The 17,077-nt window shown below is 35.6% G+C and carries 21 protein-coding genes; all 21 read left to right on the top strand.

Translation table 11 applies throughout. The features are described 5' to 3' along the window. Window positions 1-4: 4 nt before the first annotated feature. The 21 genes from ACXAGJ_RS10615 to ACXAGJ_RS10515 all read left to right on the top strand — a co-directional run bounded on the left by ACXAGJ_RS10615 (window position 5) and on the right by ACXAGJ_RS10515 (window position 17,016). Window positions 5-2,167, top strand: coding sequence for a TonB-dependent receptor (locus tag ACXAGJ_RS10615; RefSeq protein ID WP_474839624.1), 2,163 nt, complete (start codon window positions 5-7; stop codon window positions 2,165-2,167). A 149-nt stretch (window positions 2,168-2,316) separates the two neighbouring features. Next, window positions 2,317-3,078 (top strand): carbon-nitrogen hydrolase family protein, encoded by a 762-nt coding sequence (locus tag ACXAGJ_RS10610; RefSeq protein ID WP_474839623.1) that lies wholly within the window; start codon window positions 2,317-2,319, stop codon window positions 3,076-3,078. Between the two features lie 38 nt (window positions 3,079-3,116). Beyond that, window positions 3,117-3,569 carry a nuclear transport factor 2 family protein gene (locus ACXAGJ_RS10605; protein WP_474839622.1) on the top strand — a complete coding sequence of 151 codons (453 nt, stop codon included), beginning with the start codon at window positions 3,117-3,119 and terminating at the stop codon, window positions 3,567-3,569. A 27-nt stretch (window positions 3,570-3,596) separates the two neighbouring features. Beyond that, on the top strand, window positions 3,597-4,118 hold the full coding sequence (locus tag ACXAGJ_RS10600) for a hypothetical protein (RefSeq protein ID WP_474839621.1): 522 nt from the start codon (window positions 3,597-3,599) through the stop codon (window positions 4,116-4,118). Between the two features lie 91 nt (window positions 4,119-4,209). Next, entirely contained in the window at window positions 4,210-4,632 is a 423-nt protein-coding gene (locus tag ACXAGJ_RS10595; protein WP_474839620.1) for a VOC family protein, read from the top strand. 101 nt (window positions 4,633-4,733) lie between these two features. Continuing rightward, a complete protein-coding gene (locus tag ACXAGJ_RS10590) occupies window positions 4,734-5,366 on the top strand; it encodes a hypothetical protein (protein ID WP_474839618.1) in 633 nt (210 codons plus the stop codon). Window positions 5,367-5,396: 30 nt separating this feature from the next. Next, on the top strand, window positions 5,397-6,440 hold the full coding sequence (locus tag ACXAGJ_RS10585) for an alpha/beta hydrolase family protein (protein ID WP_474839616.1): 1,044 nt from the start codon (window positions 5,397-5,399) through the stop codon (window positions 6,438-6,440). Window positions 6,441-6,445: 5 nt separating this feature from the next. Then, on the top strand, window positions 6,446-6,946 hold the full coding sequence (locus ACXAGJ_RS10580) for a DinB family protein (protein ID WP_474839614.1): 501 nt from the start codon (window positions 6,446-6,448) through the stop codon (window positions 6,944-6,946). Between the two features lie 141 nt (window positions 6,947-7,087). Beyond that, window positions 7,088-7,933: a sialate O-acetylesterase gene (locus ACXAGJ_RS10575; RefSeq protein ID WP_474839612.1), complete on the top strand. Its 846-nt coding sequence runs from the start codon at window positions 7,088-7,090 to the stop codon at window positions 7,931-7,933. Beyond that, on the top strand, window positions 7,923-9,029 hold the full coding sequence (locus ACXAGJ_RS10570) for a ligand-binding sensor domain-containing protein (protein WP_474839610.1): 1,107 nt from the start codon (window positions 7,923-7,925) through the stop codon (window positions 9,027-9,029). Before ACXAGJ_RS10575 ends, ACXAGJ_RS10570 begins: the two co-directional genes overlap by 11 nt. A 69-nt stretch (window positions 9,030-9,098) precedes the next feature. Continuing rightward, window positions 9,099-9,677 carry a Crp/Fnr family transcriptional regulator gene (locus tag ACXAGJ_RS10565; RefSeq protein WP_474839608.1) on the top strand — a complete coding sequence of 193 codons (579 nt, stop codon included), beginning with the start codon at window positions 9,099-9,101 and terminating at the stop codon, window positions 9,675-9,677. Window positions 9,678-9,757: 80 nt separating this feature from the next. After that, window positions 9,758-10,450, top strand: coding sequence for a hypothetical protein (locus ACXAGJ_RS10560; protein WP_474839606.1), 693 nt, complete (start codon window positions 9,758-9,760; stop codon window positions 10,448-10,450). A 49-nt stretch (window positions 10,451-10,499) separates the two neighbouring features. Further along, window positions 10,500-11,537, top strand: coding sequence for an alpha/beta hydrolase family protein (locus ACXAGJ_RS10555; RefSeq protein ID WP_474839604.1), 1,038 nt, complete (start codon window positions 10,500-10,502; stop codon window positions 11,535-11,537). A 168-nt stretch (window positions 11,538-11,705) separates the two neighbouring features. Further along, window positions 11,706-12,140 (top strand): hypothetical protein, encoded by a 435-nt coding sequence (locus tag ACXAGJ_RS10550; protein ID WP_474839602.1) that lies wholly within the window; start codon window positions 11,706-11,708, stop codon window positions 12,138-12,140. Between the two features lie 43 nt (window positions 12,141-12,183). Further along, a complete protein-coding gene (locus ACXAGJ_RS10545; RefSeq protein ID WP_474839600.1) occupies window positions 12,184-12,618 on the top strand; it encodes a hypothetical protein in 435 nt (144 codons plus the stop codon). Window positions 12,619-12,644: 26 nt separating this feature from the next. After that, window positions 12,645-13,793: a serine hydrolase domain-containing protein gene (locus ACXAGJ_RS10540; RefSeq protein WP_474839598.1), complete on the top strand. Its 1,149-nt coding sequence runs from the start codon at window positions 12,645-12,647 to the stop codon at window positions 13,791-13,793. A 154-nt stretch (window positions 13,794-13,947) separates the two neighbouring features. Continuing rightward, a complete protein-coding gene (locus tag ACXAGJ_RS10535) occupies window positions 13,948-14,643 on the top strand; it encodes a cyclase family protein (RefSeq protein ID WP_474839596.1) in 696 nt (231 codons plus the stop codon). Window positions 14,644-14,678: 35 nt separating this feature from the next. Beyond that, window positions 14,679-15,533, top strand: coding sequence for a helix-turn-helix transcriptional regulator (locus ACXAGJ_RS10530; protein WP_474839594.1), 855 nt, complete (start codon window positions 14,679-14,681; stop codon window positions 15,531-15,533). A gap of 68 nt (window positions 15,534-15,601) precedes the next feature. Next, the gene (locus ACXAGJ_RS10525) at window positions 15,602-16,321 is read left to right on the top strand and encodes a metallophosphoesterase family protein (protein ID WP_474839592.1); all 720 of its coding nucleotides are present in this window, start codon (window positions 15,602-15,604) and stop codon (window positions 16,319-16,321) included. Further along, window positions 16,275-16,523 carry a DUF7220 family protein gene (locus ACXAGJ_RS10520; RefSeq protein ID WP_474839590.1) on the top strand — a complete coding sequence of 83 codons (249 nt, stop codon included), beginning with the start codon at window positions 16,275-16,277 and terminating at the stop codon, window positions 16,521-16,523. Before ACXAGJ_RS10525 ends, ACXAGJ_RS10520 begins: the two co-directional genes overlap by 47 nt. Before the next feature lie 103 nt (window positions 16,524-16,626). Then, window positions 16,627-17,016, top strand: coding sequence for a hypothetical protein (locus tag ACXAGJ_RS10515; RefSeq protein WP_474839588.1), 390 nt, complete (start codon window positions 16,627-16,629; stop codon window positions 17,014-17,016). The last annotated feature ends 61 nt before the right edge of the window (window positions 17,017-17,077 follow it).

Here is a 17,077-nt window from a genome sequence, read left to right as displayed (position 1 = left end):
CATTATGCTCACGCTTATAGCATGCCTTTGTGTAAAGGCACAGACTTCTGAAATAACTATAACCGTAATTTCAGCATCCGAAGAAAAACCCATACCCGGAGCTACCGTCTATTTTGAAGCACTGGATCAAGGAACAATTACCAATTTTGAAGGAGTCGCTACGTTTAATGAAATTCCTCATGGAACATATACTATTAGTATTTCTTATTTAGGCTTTGAGCCCCTAAATACTAGTGTTCAAATACCAAATAATTCAAAACTTGTTTTCAAGTTAAAAACAGCGCATGACGAATTAGACGAAGTCATTATTCAATCTTCAAGAAGTACCAGAACCATACAAAAAATCCCTACGAGAATTGAATTTATCGGACCCGAAGAATTAGGAGAAAAGGTAACTATGAATCCCGTCAACATCTCGATGACCCTTCGGGAAAGCACCGGAATCCAGATGCAACAAACTTCACTAAGTAGTGGAAATACCAATATTAGAATACAGGGACTAGATGGTCGATACACACAACTACTCAGAGACGGGTTCCCGCTCTATGGAGGATTCTCAAGTGGCTTGAGCATCCTGCAAATCCCACCCGTGGACTTACAGCAATTTGAAATCATCAAAGGAAGCTCATCCACGTTGTATGGAGGTGGTGCCATTGCAGGTTTGGTCAATATGGTATCCAAAACACCCAAAATGGAACCAACACTAGATATCATGCTGACTCAAACACATGCCTTAGGAAGCACCGTAAATACTTTTTACAGCAAAAGAAATGAAAAGTTTGGAGTCTCAATTTTTGGTTCGGGAAATTATCAAAAAGCATACGACCCCGAAGATGATGGCTTTAGCAACCTTCCAGACACAAAATCCGTAGTATTAAATCCTAAGTTTTTCTATTACCCTTCAGAAAAAACTACATTTTGGTTGGGTGTAAATGGAACATATGATGACCGTATTGGAGGGGATATCTCTAGAATTGAAAATGGTGATAACGGCACAGATCAATATATCGAAGAGAATCTATCCAAAAGGTTGAGTACTCAAGCAGTTTACGAAACCCAAATTGACTCCATAGCTTCGCTAAGTATCAAAAACAGTATTTCGTTTTTTGATCGAAGTCTTGCTATCCCTAATTTCAACTTTGAAGGCAAACAGATCAATACCTTTTCTGAAATCACCTATAAAAGAGAAACCTCCAAAACCAATTGGATTTTTGGTGCAAACGTATATTCTTCGGACTTTGATGAAAATGACAATGCACCACTACAACGCGATCAAAAAGACCTTACCTACGGAGCATTTATCAATAACATTTATGACTTTTCGGATCATTGGATACTCGAAACCGGATTAAGAGCAGATTACGATACCGACTTTGGTTTCTTTCCATTGCCAAGAGTATCATTGTTGTATAAAAACGATAACGGATTTTCCAGTAGGATCGGTGGAGGATTAGGATATCGAATTCCTGATATTTTTACCGATGAAGCAGAATCCATCAATTTTGAAAATGTTCTTGCTATAGACAAGTCTATAGTAGATGCAGAACGCTCCTATGGCGCTAATTTTGACATAAACTATCAAACACAATTGTTCAATACTATTGGTTTTTCTATCAACCAATTGTTTTATGCCACAGTAATTGATGATGGTTTATTACTAAATCCTGCAAACAATGGTTTTTTTGAATTCGAAAACGCCCCAGATCAAATTGTGAGTAAAGGAGCAGAAACCAATATCAAGTTTACCTACAAGGATTTTAGATGGTTTTTAAACTATGCCTTGATCGATACGCAACTGAACTACCTCCCAGGGAACCCACAAAGACCATTAACTGCCAGACATAACGCAGGTAGCGTATGGATGTATGAAGGTGAAAAATGGCGATTGGGATTCGAAACCTACTACACCGGGAAACAATTATTATCTAATGGTACCGAAACTACTGATTATGTGAGTATGGGATTGCTTATTATTCGAAATTTCAAATATGCTAGTGCGTATATGAATTTTGAAAATTTTACAGATCGAAGACAAAGTAGATTTTCTCCTTTGGTGTTACCACCTGTAGAAGATCCCGTTTTTCCTGAAATATATGCTCCAACCGATGGATTTATTTTTAGTATTGGTGTTATTATCAAACCTTTCGGAAATCACCACGACCATTAAATATTTGAGCTTATATAATTTGATCTCTATTACCAACACAATTGAGAATACGGTTTAAGAAAAACTTAAACCGTTTTTTCTTTCTAATTCTGTAAATTTAAATCCCACACGTATCTGTATAGTCATTACGAATAGAAAATAGGGAACCAATGAAAATTTGTATTGCTCAAATCCAATCTTTGAAGGGTAACATTCAAGAGAATATTCAAAATCACTTGAAGATTATTCAACATGCCATTACATTAAACAGTGAGATGGTCGTATTTCCCGAGCTTTCCATTACAGGTTACGAACCAGAATTAGCAAAAGCACTTGCACTGGAGGTTAATGATCCTATTTTTGACCCTTTTCAACAACTAGCGGATGATCATGATATAGTAATAGGGGTAGGAATGCCAACATTAGCGCCAAATGGAATACACATCAGCATGTTAATCTTTCAGACCAAAAAGAACAGAAAGACGTATGCAAAACGAATACTACATCAAGACGAACTTCCTTACTTTGTAAGTGGTGATCTCCCTCCGTATTTAGAATTGAAAGGAGAGAAAATTGCCATAGGCATCTGTTATGAAACATTACAAAGAGAACACTTTATAAATGCTGTTCGGAATGAGGCAACAGTTTTTATAGCTAGCGTAGCCAAGCCAGAACGAGGGTTAGAAAAAGCATACATCCACTTTCCATCGATGGCTAAAGAATTTAAAATCCCCATCCTTATGTCGAATAGCATTGGCTATTGCGATAATTTTTTAAGTAATGGGCAAAGTGCCGTTTGGAATGATAGCGGGGAATTATTATCGCAACTTGACCAGGAAAGACCAGGTCTATTCATCTATGATACTCAAACCAATCAGGTTAACAACTTTTATGTAAACCGTAAAATAAAATCATCAGTCAACAAATTTTGACAGGCTTTAACCTATCTAAACAAATCATTTTACATCTTATGAAACAAAAAATAACACTCTCCTTTACGCTAATCCTATTATTTGCAATGAGCGTTAAAGCACAATCCAAAGAGGATTCTTTGGCCATTAAAAGAGCTGCACTAGATTATATCGAATCACAGCACCTGGTAAAACCAGAATTATTTGAACGTTCTGCACACCCCAGAATGGTAAAAAGGACGTTTTGGAGAAATAAAAAAACCAATACCGAATACTTGAGAGAAACCTTTACAGATGCTATGATATTATTGGCCGAAACCTATAATCAAAAGGGAGATAAGTTTCCAGAAAATCCTAAAAAAGAAGTGATTATTCTAGATGTTTTTGACAAAACGGCTTCTGTAAAACTCATTGCCGACGATTGGATTGATTACATGCATATTGTAAAATTAAACGGCAAATGGCAAATCGTAAATGTACTATGGCAGTTTAATGACTCCAAAGAGCATTAATATATACTGCGATCAAAATAGCGACTAATGAAAAATTTTGAAGAACGCTTAAAAGGAGGACATCCCAATTCTTTGGGAAATACGGTAGAAATCGTTGACGAAGTTCTTGCTCAACATGAACTGTTCAATGAGTTGTTCAACTGCTACTTTAGTAATGACGAAATTGTGAGATTAAGAACATCCAATGCGATGAAAAGGATTTGTAAGGCCCACAAAGCGCTACTTATACCCTATGTTGATCGATTTCTAAATGAAATTTCTAAAATCGATCAAGCCTCTACGCAATGGACACTTTCTCAGTTGTTTGGATTGTTAGAAAAAGATATGAATGAATCCCAAATCGAACATGCCAAGAAAATCATGAAAGGAAATCTTGCCCATCATAAGGATTGGATTGTTCTTAATCAAACTATGGATACCCTAACCCAATGGTCTGCAAAAGACGGTGAATTAAAGCAATGGATAATTCCACATTTGGAACGACTACAAGCCGACGGAAGAAAATCAGTTACGGGTAGAGCCAAAAAAATGTTGGATAAACTGAGCTAGTCTTCTTCAAAATTATAAATAACCTATTTCATCAAACCAAAAGATTGGAAAAATAGTAATTAAGCAATCTTCATTTTAAGCAAAAAATACAATGAAACAATCTATCATTCATATTGCATTGGTCGTAAAAGATTATGATGAGGCCATTCACTTCTATACCCAAGTATTAAATTTTGATCTTATTGAGGATACATATCAGCCAGAACAAGATAAAAGATGGGTGGTTATTGCTCCTCCCAATTCGACAGGAACTACTATTTTATTAGCAAAAGCTGCAGCTCCAGAACAAGAACCTTTTATTGGAAATCAAGCAGGAGGAAGAGTCTTTCTATTCTTAAGTACAGATGATTTTTGGAGAGACTATAACGAAATGACTTCAAAAGGAGTCGAATTTGTGCGAGATCCAATAGAAGAACCCTATGGAACTGTAGCAGTGTTCAAAGATCTTTATGGAAACCTGTGGGACCTTATACAACTGAGTCCAAATCACGCTATGACAGACCGAATAAAATAAAGCATTACCTCCCAAGAATGAAATGTTTGATTTGTTTTATAGCCTCATGGAGTAACAAACTATAAAAACATTCGTCCTCCTATTAGGTTAGAGATCATTCTATGCAAAAAATCAAAACCTATATCTGGACACAAATCTTTATTATCTATACCCGGTATCTTATTGGGGGGGCTTTTGTTTTTGCTAGTATTATCAAGATAAAAGGAAAACGATTTACCACAGATAGTGGCGCTTCAAACCCGATAGATAGTGCGTGGCATTTTTTTGAAACCATGTATCAATCTGGCCTATACTGGAAATTTATAGGCGTTGGACAATTGATCGCTGGTATGTTGCTGATGACACAACGCTATTCAAAACTTGGGGCCCTGATCAATCTGCCCATCATTGTAAATATCTTTGTGATTACATTATCCTATTACTTTGCCTACACTCCTGTGGTTACAGGCTTAATGTTGTTGGCTAACCTGATTCTTATTCTCTGGGAGTGGAACGAAATCAAAATTTTGTTCAACTTACAACCAGTTATAGATACCGACTACAGACTAGAAAAAGATCGTTGGTGGCAACTCATTGGTTTGCTCTTGTTTTCTTTTACCTTCTTGTATAGACTTGTCATTGATAAATACAATATCGGATTTTGGTTTGTGGTCTGTTTTACCATTGGTCTAGTTGGTTTGGTTAATGGAATATTGAGAAATAAAAAAAGAAAGAAGCTGAGAGCACATCTCTAACTTCTTCATCATAATTTGTAATTTCATGACATGAGAACATTCATACACACCTTTGCACTTATATTTTTAGGATTTATCTCCAATGCACAGTCTACCAAAGCAAGTTTTAATTTTGAGTTTGAAGGAGTCGTTTTGAATGGTGTATTAAATATTCCTGATACCACTACACCAAAAGGGATTGTCCTTATTGTTCATGGTTCTGGAAAAACAAATGCGGTAGCTCAAGATTGGTATGCTGATGTGAGAAATACCATGATTAATGCCGGTTATGCCACTTACATGTGGGATAAAATGGGATGTGGTGCCAGTCAAGGTACTTTTGACTATAATCAAACCGTTTCTAATAGCGCTTTAGAAGTAATCGCCGCAATTCATACTTTGCAAAAAGAGAAAGTACCCGGAGCAAAAACTATTGGATTATGGGGGATTAGCAGAGCGGGTTGGATCAATCCCATTGTAATTAATCAATATAAAGATATTGCATTCTGGATTTCGGTAAGCGGTGTCGATGATAAAGAAAACTTCAACTATCTTTTTGAAGAAAACCTAAAAATACAAGGAGTTCCCAAAGACACCATTGCTCTTTTATCCAAAGAATTAAAAGAAGGTCCCCGCCTGTCTTATGAAGGAAAAAGTTTTGAAACCTATATGAAAGCCACACAAAACCTTAGAAAAAACGAATTTTTACAAAGGTTTAATAATCATACTGATGTTACAGAGAAAGGCTATTACGATTACCAGAAAAAATTTATGCAAGAAGAATTTGATCAGGAGACAGGACTGCAGATATACGTCAAAGATTTTGATACCATACTATCCAATGTAAATTGCCCCGTTTTGGCATTATTTGGAGAAAAAGACAAGAACGTAGATTGGCAAAAAACTAAGGTCCTATATCAAAAAACATTAGGGAAAAATACCGATCTTGCAGTAGTCTCGTTTCCTAATGCGAATCACAATCTATTTCAATGTGAAACAGGAGGGTTTTATGAGTTTCAGGATCACAATTTACCATGGATACGACCTGAAGGCTTTTTGGAAACAATGGCCCAATGGTTGAATGAAAAGTTATAACACACATGCAGTATACACCCAAAGATGGATTTCCTTATTACTATAGTTTAGTAGAAGATAAAGAACTGCATGCCCTGTTTTCTTCAAATACTAATTTTTCGCTACTACGGTCAATTGATGATAATAAAGGGAATTACCGATATGCTGCAGACAAATGGTCGATCAAACAAATTATTGGCCATATTACCGACCACGAGCGAATAAAAATGTTTAGAGCTTTTCGACTTAGCAGAAAAGAGGTTATTGAACTATGGGGATATGATCAGAATCTTCTGGTAGACAACGCCAGATTTGATGAACTCTCAGTAGAACAATTACTAAGCGACCTATCCAACGTTAGACAATCATCTTTTAGTTTTATCGCAAGCTTATCTCCTCAACAGCTACAAATCAAAGGCAACGCAAGAACGCATACAATTACTCTTCAGCAGTTCCTAAAGTCAATTATTGGTCACGAATGGCACCATATCAATATCATCAAACAGAAGTATTTATCTTTCGAATAAATAGAAAAACAATCCGCTAAATACAATCCAAAATTTCCTCAAATAGGTTGATCAAAACCCAATAGTAATTTGACGCATTTCTATGTATATTGTAAGAGCTTAACTACACTAATTTTCAAAAGATAAATAAACACTCAAGCCATGAGTAAAAATCGAGTTACAAACGCATTATTTCCCATAGTAATAGGGATTATATGTGTACTAAACGTAACGGGGCAGGACACTAACTTCCATATTTATTTAGCTTTTGGGCAATCCAATATGGAAGGGCAAGGCACTATTGAAAGTATGGATAAGGACGTTGATCCTAATTTTTTGGTCATGCAAACCTTGGATTGTCCCGAAATTGGAAGAAAAAAAGGAAAATGGTACAAAGCCACACCTCCCCTTTGTCAATGTAATTCTGGGTTAAGTCCATTAGACTATTTTGGTAGATCTATGGTTCAAAGCTTACCTGATAGTATTAAAGTAGGGGTAATCAGCGTAGCCATAGGAGGCTGCGATATCAGATTGTTTGACAAAGATATTTACAAAGATTTTGACAGCACCTATAAAGAAGATTGGTTTACAAATAAGGTAGCATCTTATCATGGAAATCCATATCAATATTTAATCGATCTTGCGAGAGTTGCTAAGAAAGATGGGGTCATCAAAGGAATTTTATTGCATCAAGGGGAAACCAATACTGGTGACATGCAATGGCCAAAATATGTGCAAAAAATTTATAGCGATATGCTAAATGACCTATCCTTGGATGCCAAAGAAGTACCTCTGCTTGCCGGCGAGGTGGTAGCTGTAGAAAATAGTTGTTGTTCTGATATGAATACAATCATTAATAAACTACCGGAAGTAGTAACTACGGCACATATCATTTCGTCAAAAGACTGCACCGCTCAGGATAATGCTCATTTTGATGCAGCTGGCTACAGAGAACTAGGGAAAAGATATGCTTCAACAATGCTGTCAATATTATCCAATGAAAAGTAAAATCATATCTCTATTATTTCTGTTGCTGATTTCTTGCCTTAGCAGTCATCATACAAATCCAAAAGTGGTTGATGACTCTCAAAAAATCAAATCAGATACAGCAATCTCCACTTCAGAACAAAAAAAGTCTGAGCAGTTACAGGAATACAACAATCATTTTTCCGGTTTTAATGCAGACGAGCAACTGATGTTGGTCTTAAGAAGGGTATTTCAAGACAGTCATCAAAATATATGGTTTGTTGGTGATGGCGTTTTTTGTTATACCGGGAAAACGCTTATCGATTTTTCTAATCATCCTATTTTTAATAAAACGGTCGTACGACAAATTACAGAAGATCAAAAAGGAAATATCTGGTTTGGAACTTCAGGTGGGATCATAAAATATCAACCAGAAGAAGATATCCATCCAGATACTGGTACATTCACAAAGTTGTCCAAACAACAAGGGCTTATCGACAACGATGTTTGGAGTATGGCTATTGATCATAAGGGGATCATCTGGATCGGTACTCTAGAGGGTGTAAGTAGATTTGATGGTCAGGAATTTACTACTTTCCAAATACCAGAGGCAATTCCAGACAAAACCAGAGGAGTTACAAGTGCCAAAATCGTTCACGATATTACCGAGGACCGTAAAGGAAACATCTGGTTTGGCACCAATGGTGGTGCTTATTTTTATGATGGAAAAACGTTACACCATATTTCTGAAAAAGATGGCCTTTGTAATAATACCATAAATGATATTTTGGAGGATCGACAAGGAAACATTTGGTTTGCCTCTCATCATAATGGAGTTTGTTTTTGGGATGGAAACTCAATTACTCATATCACTGAAGAATTAGAATCACAAGATCTAGAAGTGTGGAGTCTTTATGAAGACAAATCTGACGCTGTTTGGTTTCCGGTAGAAAACAAAGGAGTATACCGTTACAAGGGAACTTCATTAACCAATTTTCATCAAAAAGAAGGACTCCCTATAAATGTACATTCGATTTTGGAAGATAATAGCAGAAATCTCTGGTTTGGAGGATTTAACGGATTATACCGTTATGATGGTGAACGTTTTGTAGCCATGACCAGATATAGCTCCTGGTAAATTACTACCAAAAAACAACATGTATTTCTTCAAGAACAGACCGCAGTATATTTTAACTACTCAAAAAATATGGATACAACCAATTCATTGTTAACCAATTTTATCAAGAATGTAATCCCTATTCCAGAAGTTGACGCCAAGACAATTGCCGACTCATTTCATTTTGTAGCAATTAAAAAAGGTGATCTATTCCTGAAAGAAAATCAAATTAGTGATGATTACTTGTACCTACAGCAGGGAGTAATGCGTATTTTCCTATATGATTTGGAAGGAAATGAAATCACTACCGATATTTTTAGTGAGAATAACATTGTTTTTGAAATCACTTCTTTTTTTAATCGGGTAAAATCTGAAGCTAATATTGAAGCCATTACCGATTGCGTAGGCTATCGTATTTCTTATCAGGAATTAAATAAACTGTTTCATGATAAACCAGCATTCAGAGATTTTGGAAGAGCTATTTTGGTAAAAGAATTTATTACTTCCAAGAAGAGAAACTATTCGATGATCAATCAAACTGCAGAGCAACGCTATCAAAACCTACTGACCAACAGACCTGATATTATAAAACACGTGCCTTTGAAATATATCGCCTCCTACCTGGGGATTACAGATAGTACCCTAAGCAGAATCCGAAAGAAAATCTAGCTATTCATTTTCTTGCCTTTTGTCAAGTAGCCTCCATTTTTTACATCATACTTTTGGTTGTATACTTAAAAAATAAGGACATGGCAGAAGTTTCAATTTTCACATCTCTAGCACTAATTGCAACTACAATACTAACCGTTTGGTTGTTTTTCAAAGCTTCAAATCATAGCAAAGTACTTTATGGTATTGGGATCTGGATGGTTATTGTAGCCCTTCTGGGAATAACAGGGTTCTATCAAAAATCAGGAACACTTCCTCCTAGATTTGTCTTACTCATCGCACCTACCATCTTATTTGTACTTTTCCTTTTTACACAAAAGAAAGGCAAAAACTTTATCGATCAACTCCATCTAAAATGGCTGACCCTTCTTCATGTTGTTCGCATTCCTGTAGAGTTCATATTGTATGCAGTTTTTCTAGAAGGGCTCATTCCTGATTTGATGACCTTTGACGGATACAACTATGATATCATATCTGGCATTACCGCTCCCATTTTGTATTATTTGGTCTTTGTAAAGAAAAAAATAGGACGAAAAGGGCTTTTGGTCTGGAATTTTATTTGCCTTGCGTTATTGATTAATATTCTTACCATTGCAGCGTTAAGTGCAAAGAGCCCTTTTCAACAATTGGCATTTGATCAACCCAATGTCGGGGTAACTTATTTCCCTTTTGTATGGCTTCCTGCTGTTATTGTGCCTATCGTTTTGTTTTCTCACTTAGCCAGTATAAGACAACTAACTCGTAATAAACAACCCCTCATCCAACAACTGTAACAATTCATTTTTTTGTGGGTCTGTACATCTATAACCAACCTGTAAACCCATGCAAAAAACATTGATAATTCTATTGGTCATCATCTTATGTATTTCCTGTACCCAAAAAGAAGAAAAAATATACAACATAGGACAAAAATCTCTAACTCTGGTAGATGAATCCAGGGATAGACCGCTATTGACAGAAATATGGTATCCTACTTTTGATCAACCTAAAGAAACAGTACCTAAAGAAAATCAAAAACAAATTTTCAAGCCAATTACAACCATACAAGGAGCAGCCATTGTAGATCAAAAATTTCCATTGTTATTAGTTTCTCATGGTACTGGGGGTAACAGATTTTCGTTAACCTGGTTTATCGAAAAAATGGTAAAAGAAGGGTATGTTGTGGTCTCTCTTGACCACTATGGAAACTCCACTTTCAATAAGATCCCTCGAGAATTTGTAAAATGGTGGGAACGACCAATTGATGTTCAATTTGTATTGACCTATATCTTGGAAGACCCCGAAATTGGATCAAAAATAGATCCCTCAAAAATAGGCGGGGTCGGTTTTTCATTAGGAGGATATACCAATATTGCATTGGCGGGAGGCTACGTAGATAGAACTATACGAGAAAGTGAAAATCCAGACGATCGTGCCATGCCTGCAGAATTCCCAAAAACCGACGAGATTATAGATTTTGAAAATGACAGCCTCATCGTTTCCTCATATCACACTTATAAAGATCACGTAAAAGATAATAGAATAAAGGCCTTTTTTGTAATGGCTCCGGCGATTGGGTTTGGATTTCATTCAAAAGAACAGACCAATAAGATTACCGCACCGGTTTTTATTGTAGCAGGAAAAGGCGATACAAATACCAATGTAGAACGCAATGCAATCAACTATCACAATCTGATCGAAACCAGCAAACTCCATCTCTATAACGAACATGTAGATCATTATGTATTTCTAAATGAGGCTACTCCTTTTGGTAAAGAAATCATGCCAGCAATAACCATAGATCATCCCGAGGTGAATCGAAAAGAAATACATAAACAAACACTAACAATGGCTCTAGATTTTTTTGAAGAACATTTATGAAATAAGTGATATTACATGACTTAAAAATCAAGATCTGTAATTTAATATGGTTAGGTAATGCCCTAAGAAAAATACTGATCGCAGCAATAAATATTGTAAATTCGTTTCTAAATAAGATCCTTACAGGAAGTTATTTTTATGTTGAAAAGGTAACCTTAGTTTAAAGAAATGAAATTAATAATTACAATAATCACCTTCGTATGGGTAGGAATGGTATTGGGGATTTCATTTGTGGAAGCACCACTCAAATTTCGTGCTCCAAACATAACCAGGCAACTGGGCTTGGGGATCGGTAAAATTGTTTTTGGAGCTTTAAATAAAATAGAAATTGTTTTTTCTACAGTATTGATTATTAGCTTTTTACTAGGCGAATTTTCATTGAAATACAATTTCGTTTATGGCCTTGTCCTTTTTTTACTTTGTATTCAAACTATTTGGTTGATCCCAATATTACATCGAAGAGCCGACCGTATCATAGCGGGTCAAAAAGTGCCTAAAACCTATCATCATATTCTGTTTATTATACTCGAAGTACTCAAAATAAGTTTACTTTTGATTGCAGGCATTCGTTTTTTGAAAGCATTTTGCCTCCCCACGATCTAAAATGAAGATGTATGCAATTTCACAAAAAAAGTAATTGGATATTATGAAGGACATCTCAAAATTGGCTCGAATCCAAATGGTCTTTATTCTACTGTTTGCGTTTTTTAAGTTCATACGACCGAAAGTATTAGCTAGTAACACTCCAGAGATATTCAAAATCATTTTACTTTCGTTACCTAATTTCTTTGAAGGGGTTATCGGTACTTTGGTACTTACCGCAATAGGGCTCTATCTTAACGCAAGAGTACTAACAAAGCAAATAAAAAGACAGTTAATCTATATAATGGCAACGATATTAGCTGCTATCTATGTAATCACTCAAGAACTAAAAATTCATAACTTAGGAGGGAATAATGTATTCGACATCAACGATATCATATTTTCAATTATCGGATTAACAGTTGGTTTTACTATGATCATGATTATTAAACCTAAAATCGATGCTGTTGTCGATCAAAATAATGGTTCATCCAACTAAGCCACTAGATTTTTAAATCGTAATTAATGAAAAAAATTATAGTACTCATCTTACCCTTAATGGCTGTTATCAGTTGTGGCCAGGAAACATCAAACAATTTATCTTCTTCTGCAAAACAACGGATTGACTCCTTATTTACCCAATTTAACAACCTTGATTCTCCCGGGTATGCTATTGGGATTTCAAAAAATGAAAACACATTTTATAAGAATGGATATGGTGCCGCAAATTTGGATTATAATATTCCTATTCAAACAAATTCGGCTTTCAGTATTGCTTCTGTTTCCAAGCAGTTTACCGCGGCTTGTATAGCTTTATTGATTCTTGAAAATAAAATTTCCCTAGAGACTCCAGTTTCAAAATACATCCCTGAACTAGAAAAATACCCGGATACCATTAGAATCAAACACCTTATTTACAACACCTCGGGTATCAAAGATTATCCGAGATTACCTCGTAAAGGTGGTAAATCCTGGGTAACTTTCAACTACTTTGATATCGATGAATGTATCACTACTTCTCTGGCAGAAGAAAATCTACAGTTCAAACCTGGAGATCAATGGGATTATTGCAATGTAAATTTTATGCTGCTTACCAAAATTGTAGAAAAAGTAAGTGGACAATCCTTTAGCACTTTTGCAAAGACACAACTGTTTGAACCACTTGGAATAGCCAATACATTAATTAACGATGATATTACTCAGATCATTAAAAATAGAGTCACACCCTATAATCCAAGAACAGAAGAATATGTAAATGGATACAAGGAGTATGGTATTCAATTAAAAGAAGAAGGAGAATACATCCAACATCCTAGAAATTCTCCTCACTACGGAGGCAGCGGAGTGGTGACTACCATAGATGATTTATTAAAATGGAGCACCAATATGGTCAATAAAGGCTTTGGTGGGGAGCAATTTTATGACCTCATGCACAAAACCATACGATTTAATCATGACAGAGATAACCAGGCATTTGGCTTGTATATTGGTGATTTTGATGGCAGAAAAATTGTAGCTTGGGATGGAGGCGACTGGGGGATTAGCTCGCAATTGGTTAGATTTCCTGATCAAGGCGTAGCTATAATTGTACTTTCGAATCTGGGTTCTGGAGAAGCTTTTCGCAAAGCAAATGGTATTGCAGAAATATTAATTGACGAAGGGATTATAGAATAAAATAAACCAAAAAAAGTTTGTGCTATTTGCTTAATTAATACCCAAAAACTATGAATCATTTAAATCAACCAACATGTTTTCCCAGCCCAATTCTTAGCTCTGAATTGAGCTTTAGTTTTGCTACCTTTACTATTTAAAAACGTAACAAGATTTTATGCCAGAAATTATCGACTTGAGCCAGGAAATTTATGAAGGAATGCCAGTTTTTAAGGACCTCCCTCAAGTTAAAATGTCCATTCACAATTCGCACGAAGAATGGGATGGTATCAAAAACCCGAAAAAGAAAACTCCAGCTGTTCATAAGTTAGAACTTGGCGAACATACGGGAACACATGTAGATGCCATTAATCATATGGCCAAACAGTACGAAGGGCAATCTATTGATACGATGCCCTTATCCATGTTCTATACCGAGGGGATTTGTCTGGATTTTTCACATAAAAAACTAAAAGAATTGATTGAACCTGATGAGATAGCAGATGCTTGCAAGAAAGACAAGCTTGAAATCAAACCAGGTGATACCGTTCTTATTTATACCGATCACTATAGAAACCATTTTAATACTGAAAACTGGGGTAATGGACCAGGATTATCGACAGCTGCCGCCCGCTGGTTAGGCAATAAAAATATTGCTGCGTTTGGTGTAGAAACGATGTCACCCGGAGTACCAAAAGTATCCAACAAAGAAGTACATCATATTTGCGGCGAATTGAATTTTACCCATTATGAAAACATGATCAATCTACATTTACTTATTGGTCGAGGACGGTTTCGATTTATTGGCTTACCTTTAAAAATAAGAGGAGGCACAGGCTCCCCAGTAAGAGCTGTTGCCATATTCGAAGATTAATTGCGATACTAAACTGAGTTTGCAAGCTTATTGTAATGATACAACTTGAAGAAATAACGACAATTCCTACCTTTTCAAAACAGTTTGAAAATAAGATGTTGTATTCTAATCATGCCGATGATATCTCAGTGTCTTATCAGTCTACGTATACCCTAAAATATGTTATCAGGGGCAGTAAGTGTTATCACTACAACCATCAGGATATTGAGGTTTCAAAAAATCAATATTTGATTTTAAACAAGGATCGGCAGATCACTACGGAAGCCAAAAAAGGTACCCAGGGACTATCATTCTTCTTATCCAAAGATTTGATTAATGAAATTTATCATCATCATTCACCACCTAGTGACTCTTCAATAGAGTTCCTGGAAATAACACATAAAGATCCTAGCAGTGATGCGCATATCTTACTCCATAAAATTGCTTTTTTATACCAATACGACAAAACTGCTTTCACACAGCGTATGGAAGATTTGTTTATCAAGCTTTCAGAACTCATTGTACAAGAACAAACTCATATTGATGCTAATTTCAGGAAATTAAATATCATAAAACACCATACCAAAAAGGAGTTATACCGATTGATTACCGATGCCAAAACTTATCTCAATGACAACTTAAAAGAACATATCGATCTGGATAGTCTGAGCAGGACCATGGGCATCAGTAAATATTATTTGCATCGACTTTTTTCAGAAATCAATGGTTGTACCCCTCTAACCTATCTTACGAACATTCGCATACAAAAGGCAAAAGATAAACTTAGGCATTCTAAAGACTCTATTTTTGAAATAGCCTTAGATTGTGGTTTCGACAACACTGCTTATTTTTCTAATACCTTTAAGAAGTATACTGGTGTTTCCCCGACTCAATTCAGGGTCAATTCGTAAAATCTGCAAGATTTTATAAATCAAACCCAAAATGGAATACTATTTTTGGTTGTATAAGATCAAACAAAATGATACGAATAGCCCATATCACTGATTCACACCTGGATGAATCTTTCCCTTTTAAGGATTCGATCTCAGCAAGAAAACGATTTGATCGTATTCTAAAACATATCGAAGATCAAAACATTACTCAGATTGTATGCACAGGAGATATTGGAGAAAATGAAGGTATACCCTATTTTTTCCAACAGTTGGAGGGAAAAGACCTTTCAATTACCCTAGGCAATCACGATACCTTTTTAGAAACTGTAAAATATCTGAATACTGGCGCAAGGCAGGATACTCAACAAATCTACTACAGTACCGAAAGTATGAATACAAAATTCATATACTTAGATTCTTCATCTGGTACTATCGACTCCAACCAACTCAATTGGTTAAAACAAGAGCTGAACACCACCAAATCTATTGTTGTTTTTATTCATCATCCGATCATTGGACTTAATCTAATGGTAGACAGTGTGGGTAAACTTCAAAACAGGCAAGAGGTTGCCACTATACTCACCCAAGTCCCAAATCAAATCACTATTTTTTGTGGGCATTATCACATAGAAAGTTCGGTAAGTCTTAAAAACGTAACACAACATATCACCCCGGCGATATCCTATCAAATAAAGAAACATCAGGACACTATTGAAATTGACACCACTTCTTCAGGCTATAGAATCATAGAAATCACAGATGATCAGGTTTCTTCAACTGTTAATCGAATTTCTCATGCAGACTAAAAAGCAATCTCTTTTAGAAAGTCTAGCTAATGTGACTATTGGGTTTTTGATTACCATCATTTCACTACACCTTATATTTCCAGTCTTGGGTATCGAAAATCATTCTGGAAAAAACACGATATTAACGGTATATTTAACTATTTTGAGCATTCTTAGAAATTATCTTTTAAGACGGTATTTTAATAAAAAGTCGTTGAGATGATCAACTTGTGTTAAAACACAAATAGGTAAAATATTGGTTCCAAAATAGACTTAATCAAATTTATTTATCATCTAATATGTCCCTAAATCTCATTACAAAAAAAATGGTGTCAAAACCCAAACAACTTTTTATAATTGATGGGTTTGGTGCCTTATTATCTACATTTTTATTGGGAGTTGTATTAGTACATTTTGAAAGTGTTTTTGGAATCCCAGTTTTTACCCTATACGTACTTGCTAGCTTGCCCATACTTTTTGTTATTTATGATATAAGTGGCTACTACAGTCAAGCAAACAAGACTCCATCACTTCTGAAAGGTATTGCCATTTTAAATCTATTGTATTGCTTTTTGTCTATTGGTCTCGCTTTTTATCATTTACAAACCATTACTGCTTGGGGTTGGATCTATTTTATGGGTGAAACGTTGATTGTCGCCACCTTGTCCCTAGTAGAATATAAAGTTGCTCAAAGCTTAAAACAAAAAGTTCATTAGTAATGGTTATCTTAGGCCTTTTATCTATCAAAAGCGTATAGAACATAAGATAACCTGATAT

It is taken from the genome of Aquimarina sp. AWH4_224, assembly GCF_056160245.1.
This window is presented reverse-complemented; position numbering and strand designations above follow the sequence as displayed.

Bases quoted from the DNA above. Each gene is read 5' to 3' on its own strand.
- ACXAGJ_RS10615 (WP_474839624.1), top strand. From the start codon at position 5: ATGCTCACGCTTATAGCATGCCTTTGTGTAAAGGCACAGACTTCTGAA.
- ACXAGJ_RS10610 (WP_474839623.1), top strand. From the start codon at position 2,317: ATGAAAATTTGTATTGCTCAAATCCAATCTTTGAAGGGTAACATTCAA.
- ACXAGJ_RS10605 (WP_474839622.1), top strand. From the start codon at position 3,117: ATGAAACAAAAAATAACACTCTCCTTTACGCTAATCCTATTATTTGCA.
- ACXAGJ_RS10600 (WP_474839621.1), top strand. From the start codon at position 3,597: ATGAAAAATTTTGAAGAACGCTTAAAAGGAGGACATCCCAATTCTTTG.
- ACXAGJ_RS10595 (WP_474839620.1), top strand. From the start codon at position 4,210: ATGAAACAATCTATCATTCATATTGCATTGGTCGTAAAAGATTATGAT.
- ACXAGJ_RS10590 (WP_474839618.1), top strand. From the start codon at position 4,734: ATGCAAAAAATCAAAACCTATATCTGGACACAAATCTTTATTATCTAT.
- ACXAGJ_RS10585 (WP_474839616.1), top strand. From the start codon at position 5,397: ATGAGAACATTCATACACACCTTTGCACTTATATTTTTAGGATTTATC.
- ACXAGJ_RS10580 (WP_474839614.1), top strand. From the start codon at position 6,446: ATGCAGTATACACCCAAAGATGGATTTCCTTATTACTATAGTTTAGTA.
- ACXAGJ_RS10575 (WP_474839612.1), top strand. From the start codon at position 7,088: ATGAGTAAAAATCGAGTTACAAACGCATTATTTCCCATAGTAATAGGG.
- ACXAGJ_RS10570 (WP_474839610.1), top strand. From the start codon at position 7,923: ATGAAAAGTAAAATCATATCTCTATTATTTCTGTTGCTGATTTCTTGC.
- ACXAGJ_RS10565 (WP_474839608.1), top strand. From the start codon at position 9,099: ATGGATACAACCAATTCATTGTTAACCAATTTTATCAAGAATGTAATC.
- ACXAGJ_RS10560 (WP_474839606.1), top strand. From the start codon at position 9,758: ATGGCAGAAGTTTCAATTTTCACATCTCTAGCACTAATTGCAACTACA.
- ACXAGJ_RS10555 (WP_474839604.1), top strand. From the start codon at position 10,500: ATGCAAAAAACATTGATAATTCTATTGGTCATCATCTTATGTATTTCC.
- ACXAGJ_RS10550 (WP_474839602.1), top strand. From the start codon at position 11,706: ATGAAATTAATAATTACAATAATCACCTTCGTATGGGTAGGAATGGTA.
- ACXAGJ_RS10545 (WP_474839600.1), top strand. From the start codon at position 12,184: ATGAAGGACATCTCAAAATTGGCTCGAATCCAAATGGTCTTTATTCTA.
- ACXAGJ_RS10540 (WP_474839598.1), top strand. From the start codon at position 12,645: ATGAAAAAAATTATAGTACTCATCTTACCCTTAATGGCTGTTATCAGT.
- ACXAGJ_RS10535 (WP_474839596.1), top strand. From the start codon at position 13,948: ATGCCAGAAATTATCGACTTGAGCCAGGAAATTTATGAAGGAATGCCA.
- ACXAGJ_RS10530 (WP_474839594.1), top strand. From the start codon at position 14,679: ATGATACAACTTGAAGAAATAACGACAATTCCTACCTTTTCAAAACAG.
- ACXAGJ_RS10525 (WP_474839592.1), top strand. From the start codon at position 15,602: ATGATACGAATAGCCCATATCACTGATTCACACCTGGATGAATCTTTC.
- ACXAGJ_RS10520 (WP_474839590.1), top strand. From the start codon at position 16,275: ATGATCAGGTTTCTTCAACTGTTAATCGAATTTCTCATGCAGACTAAA.
- ACXAGJ_RS10515 (WP_474839588.1), top strand. From the start codon at position 16,627: ATGGTGTCAAAACCCAAACAACTTTTTATAATTGATGGGTTTGGTGCC.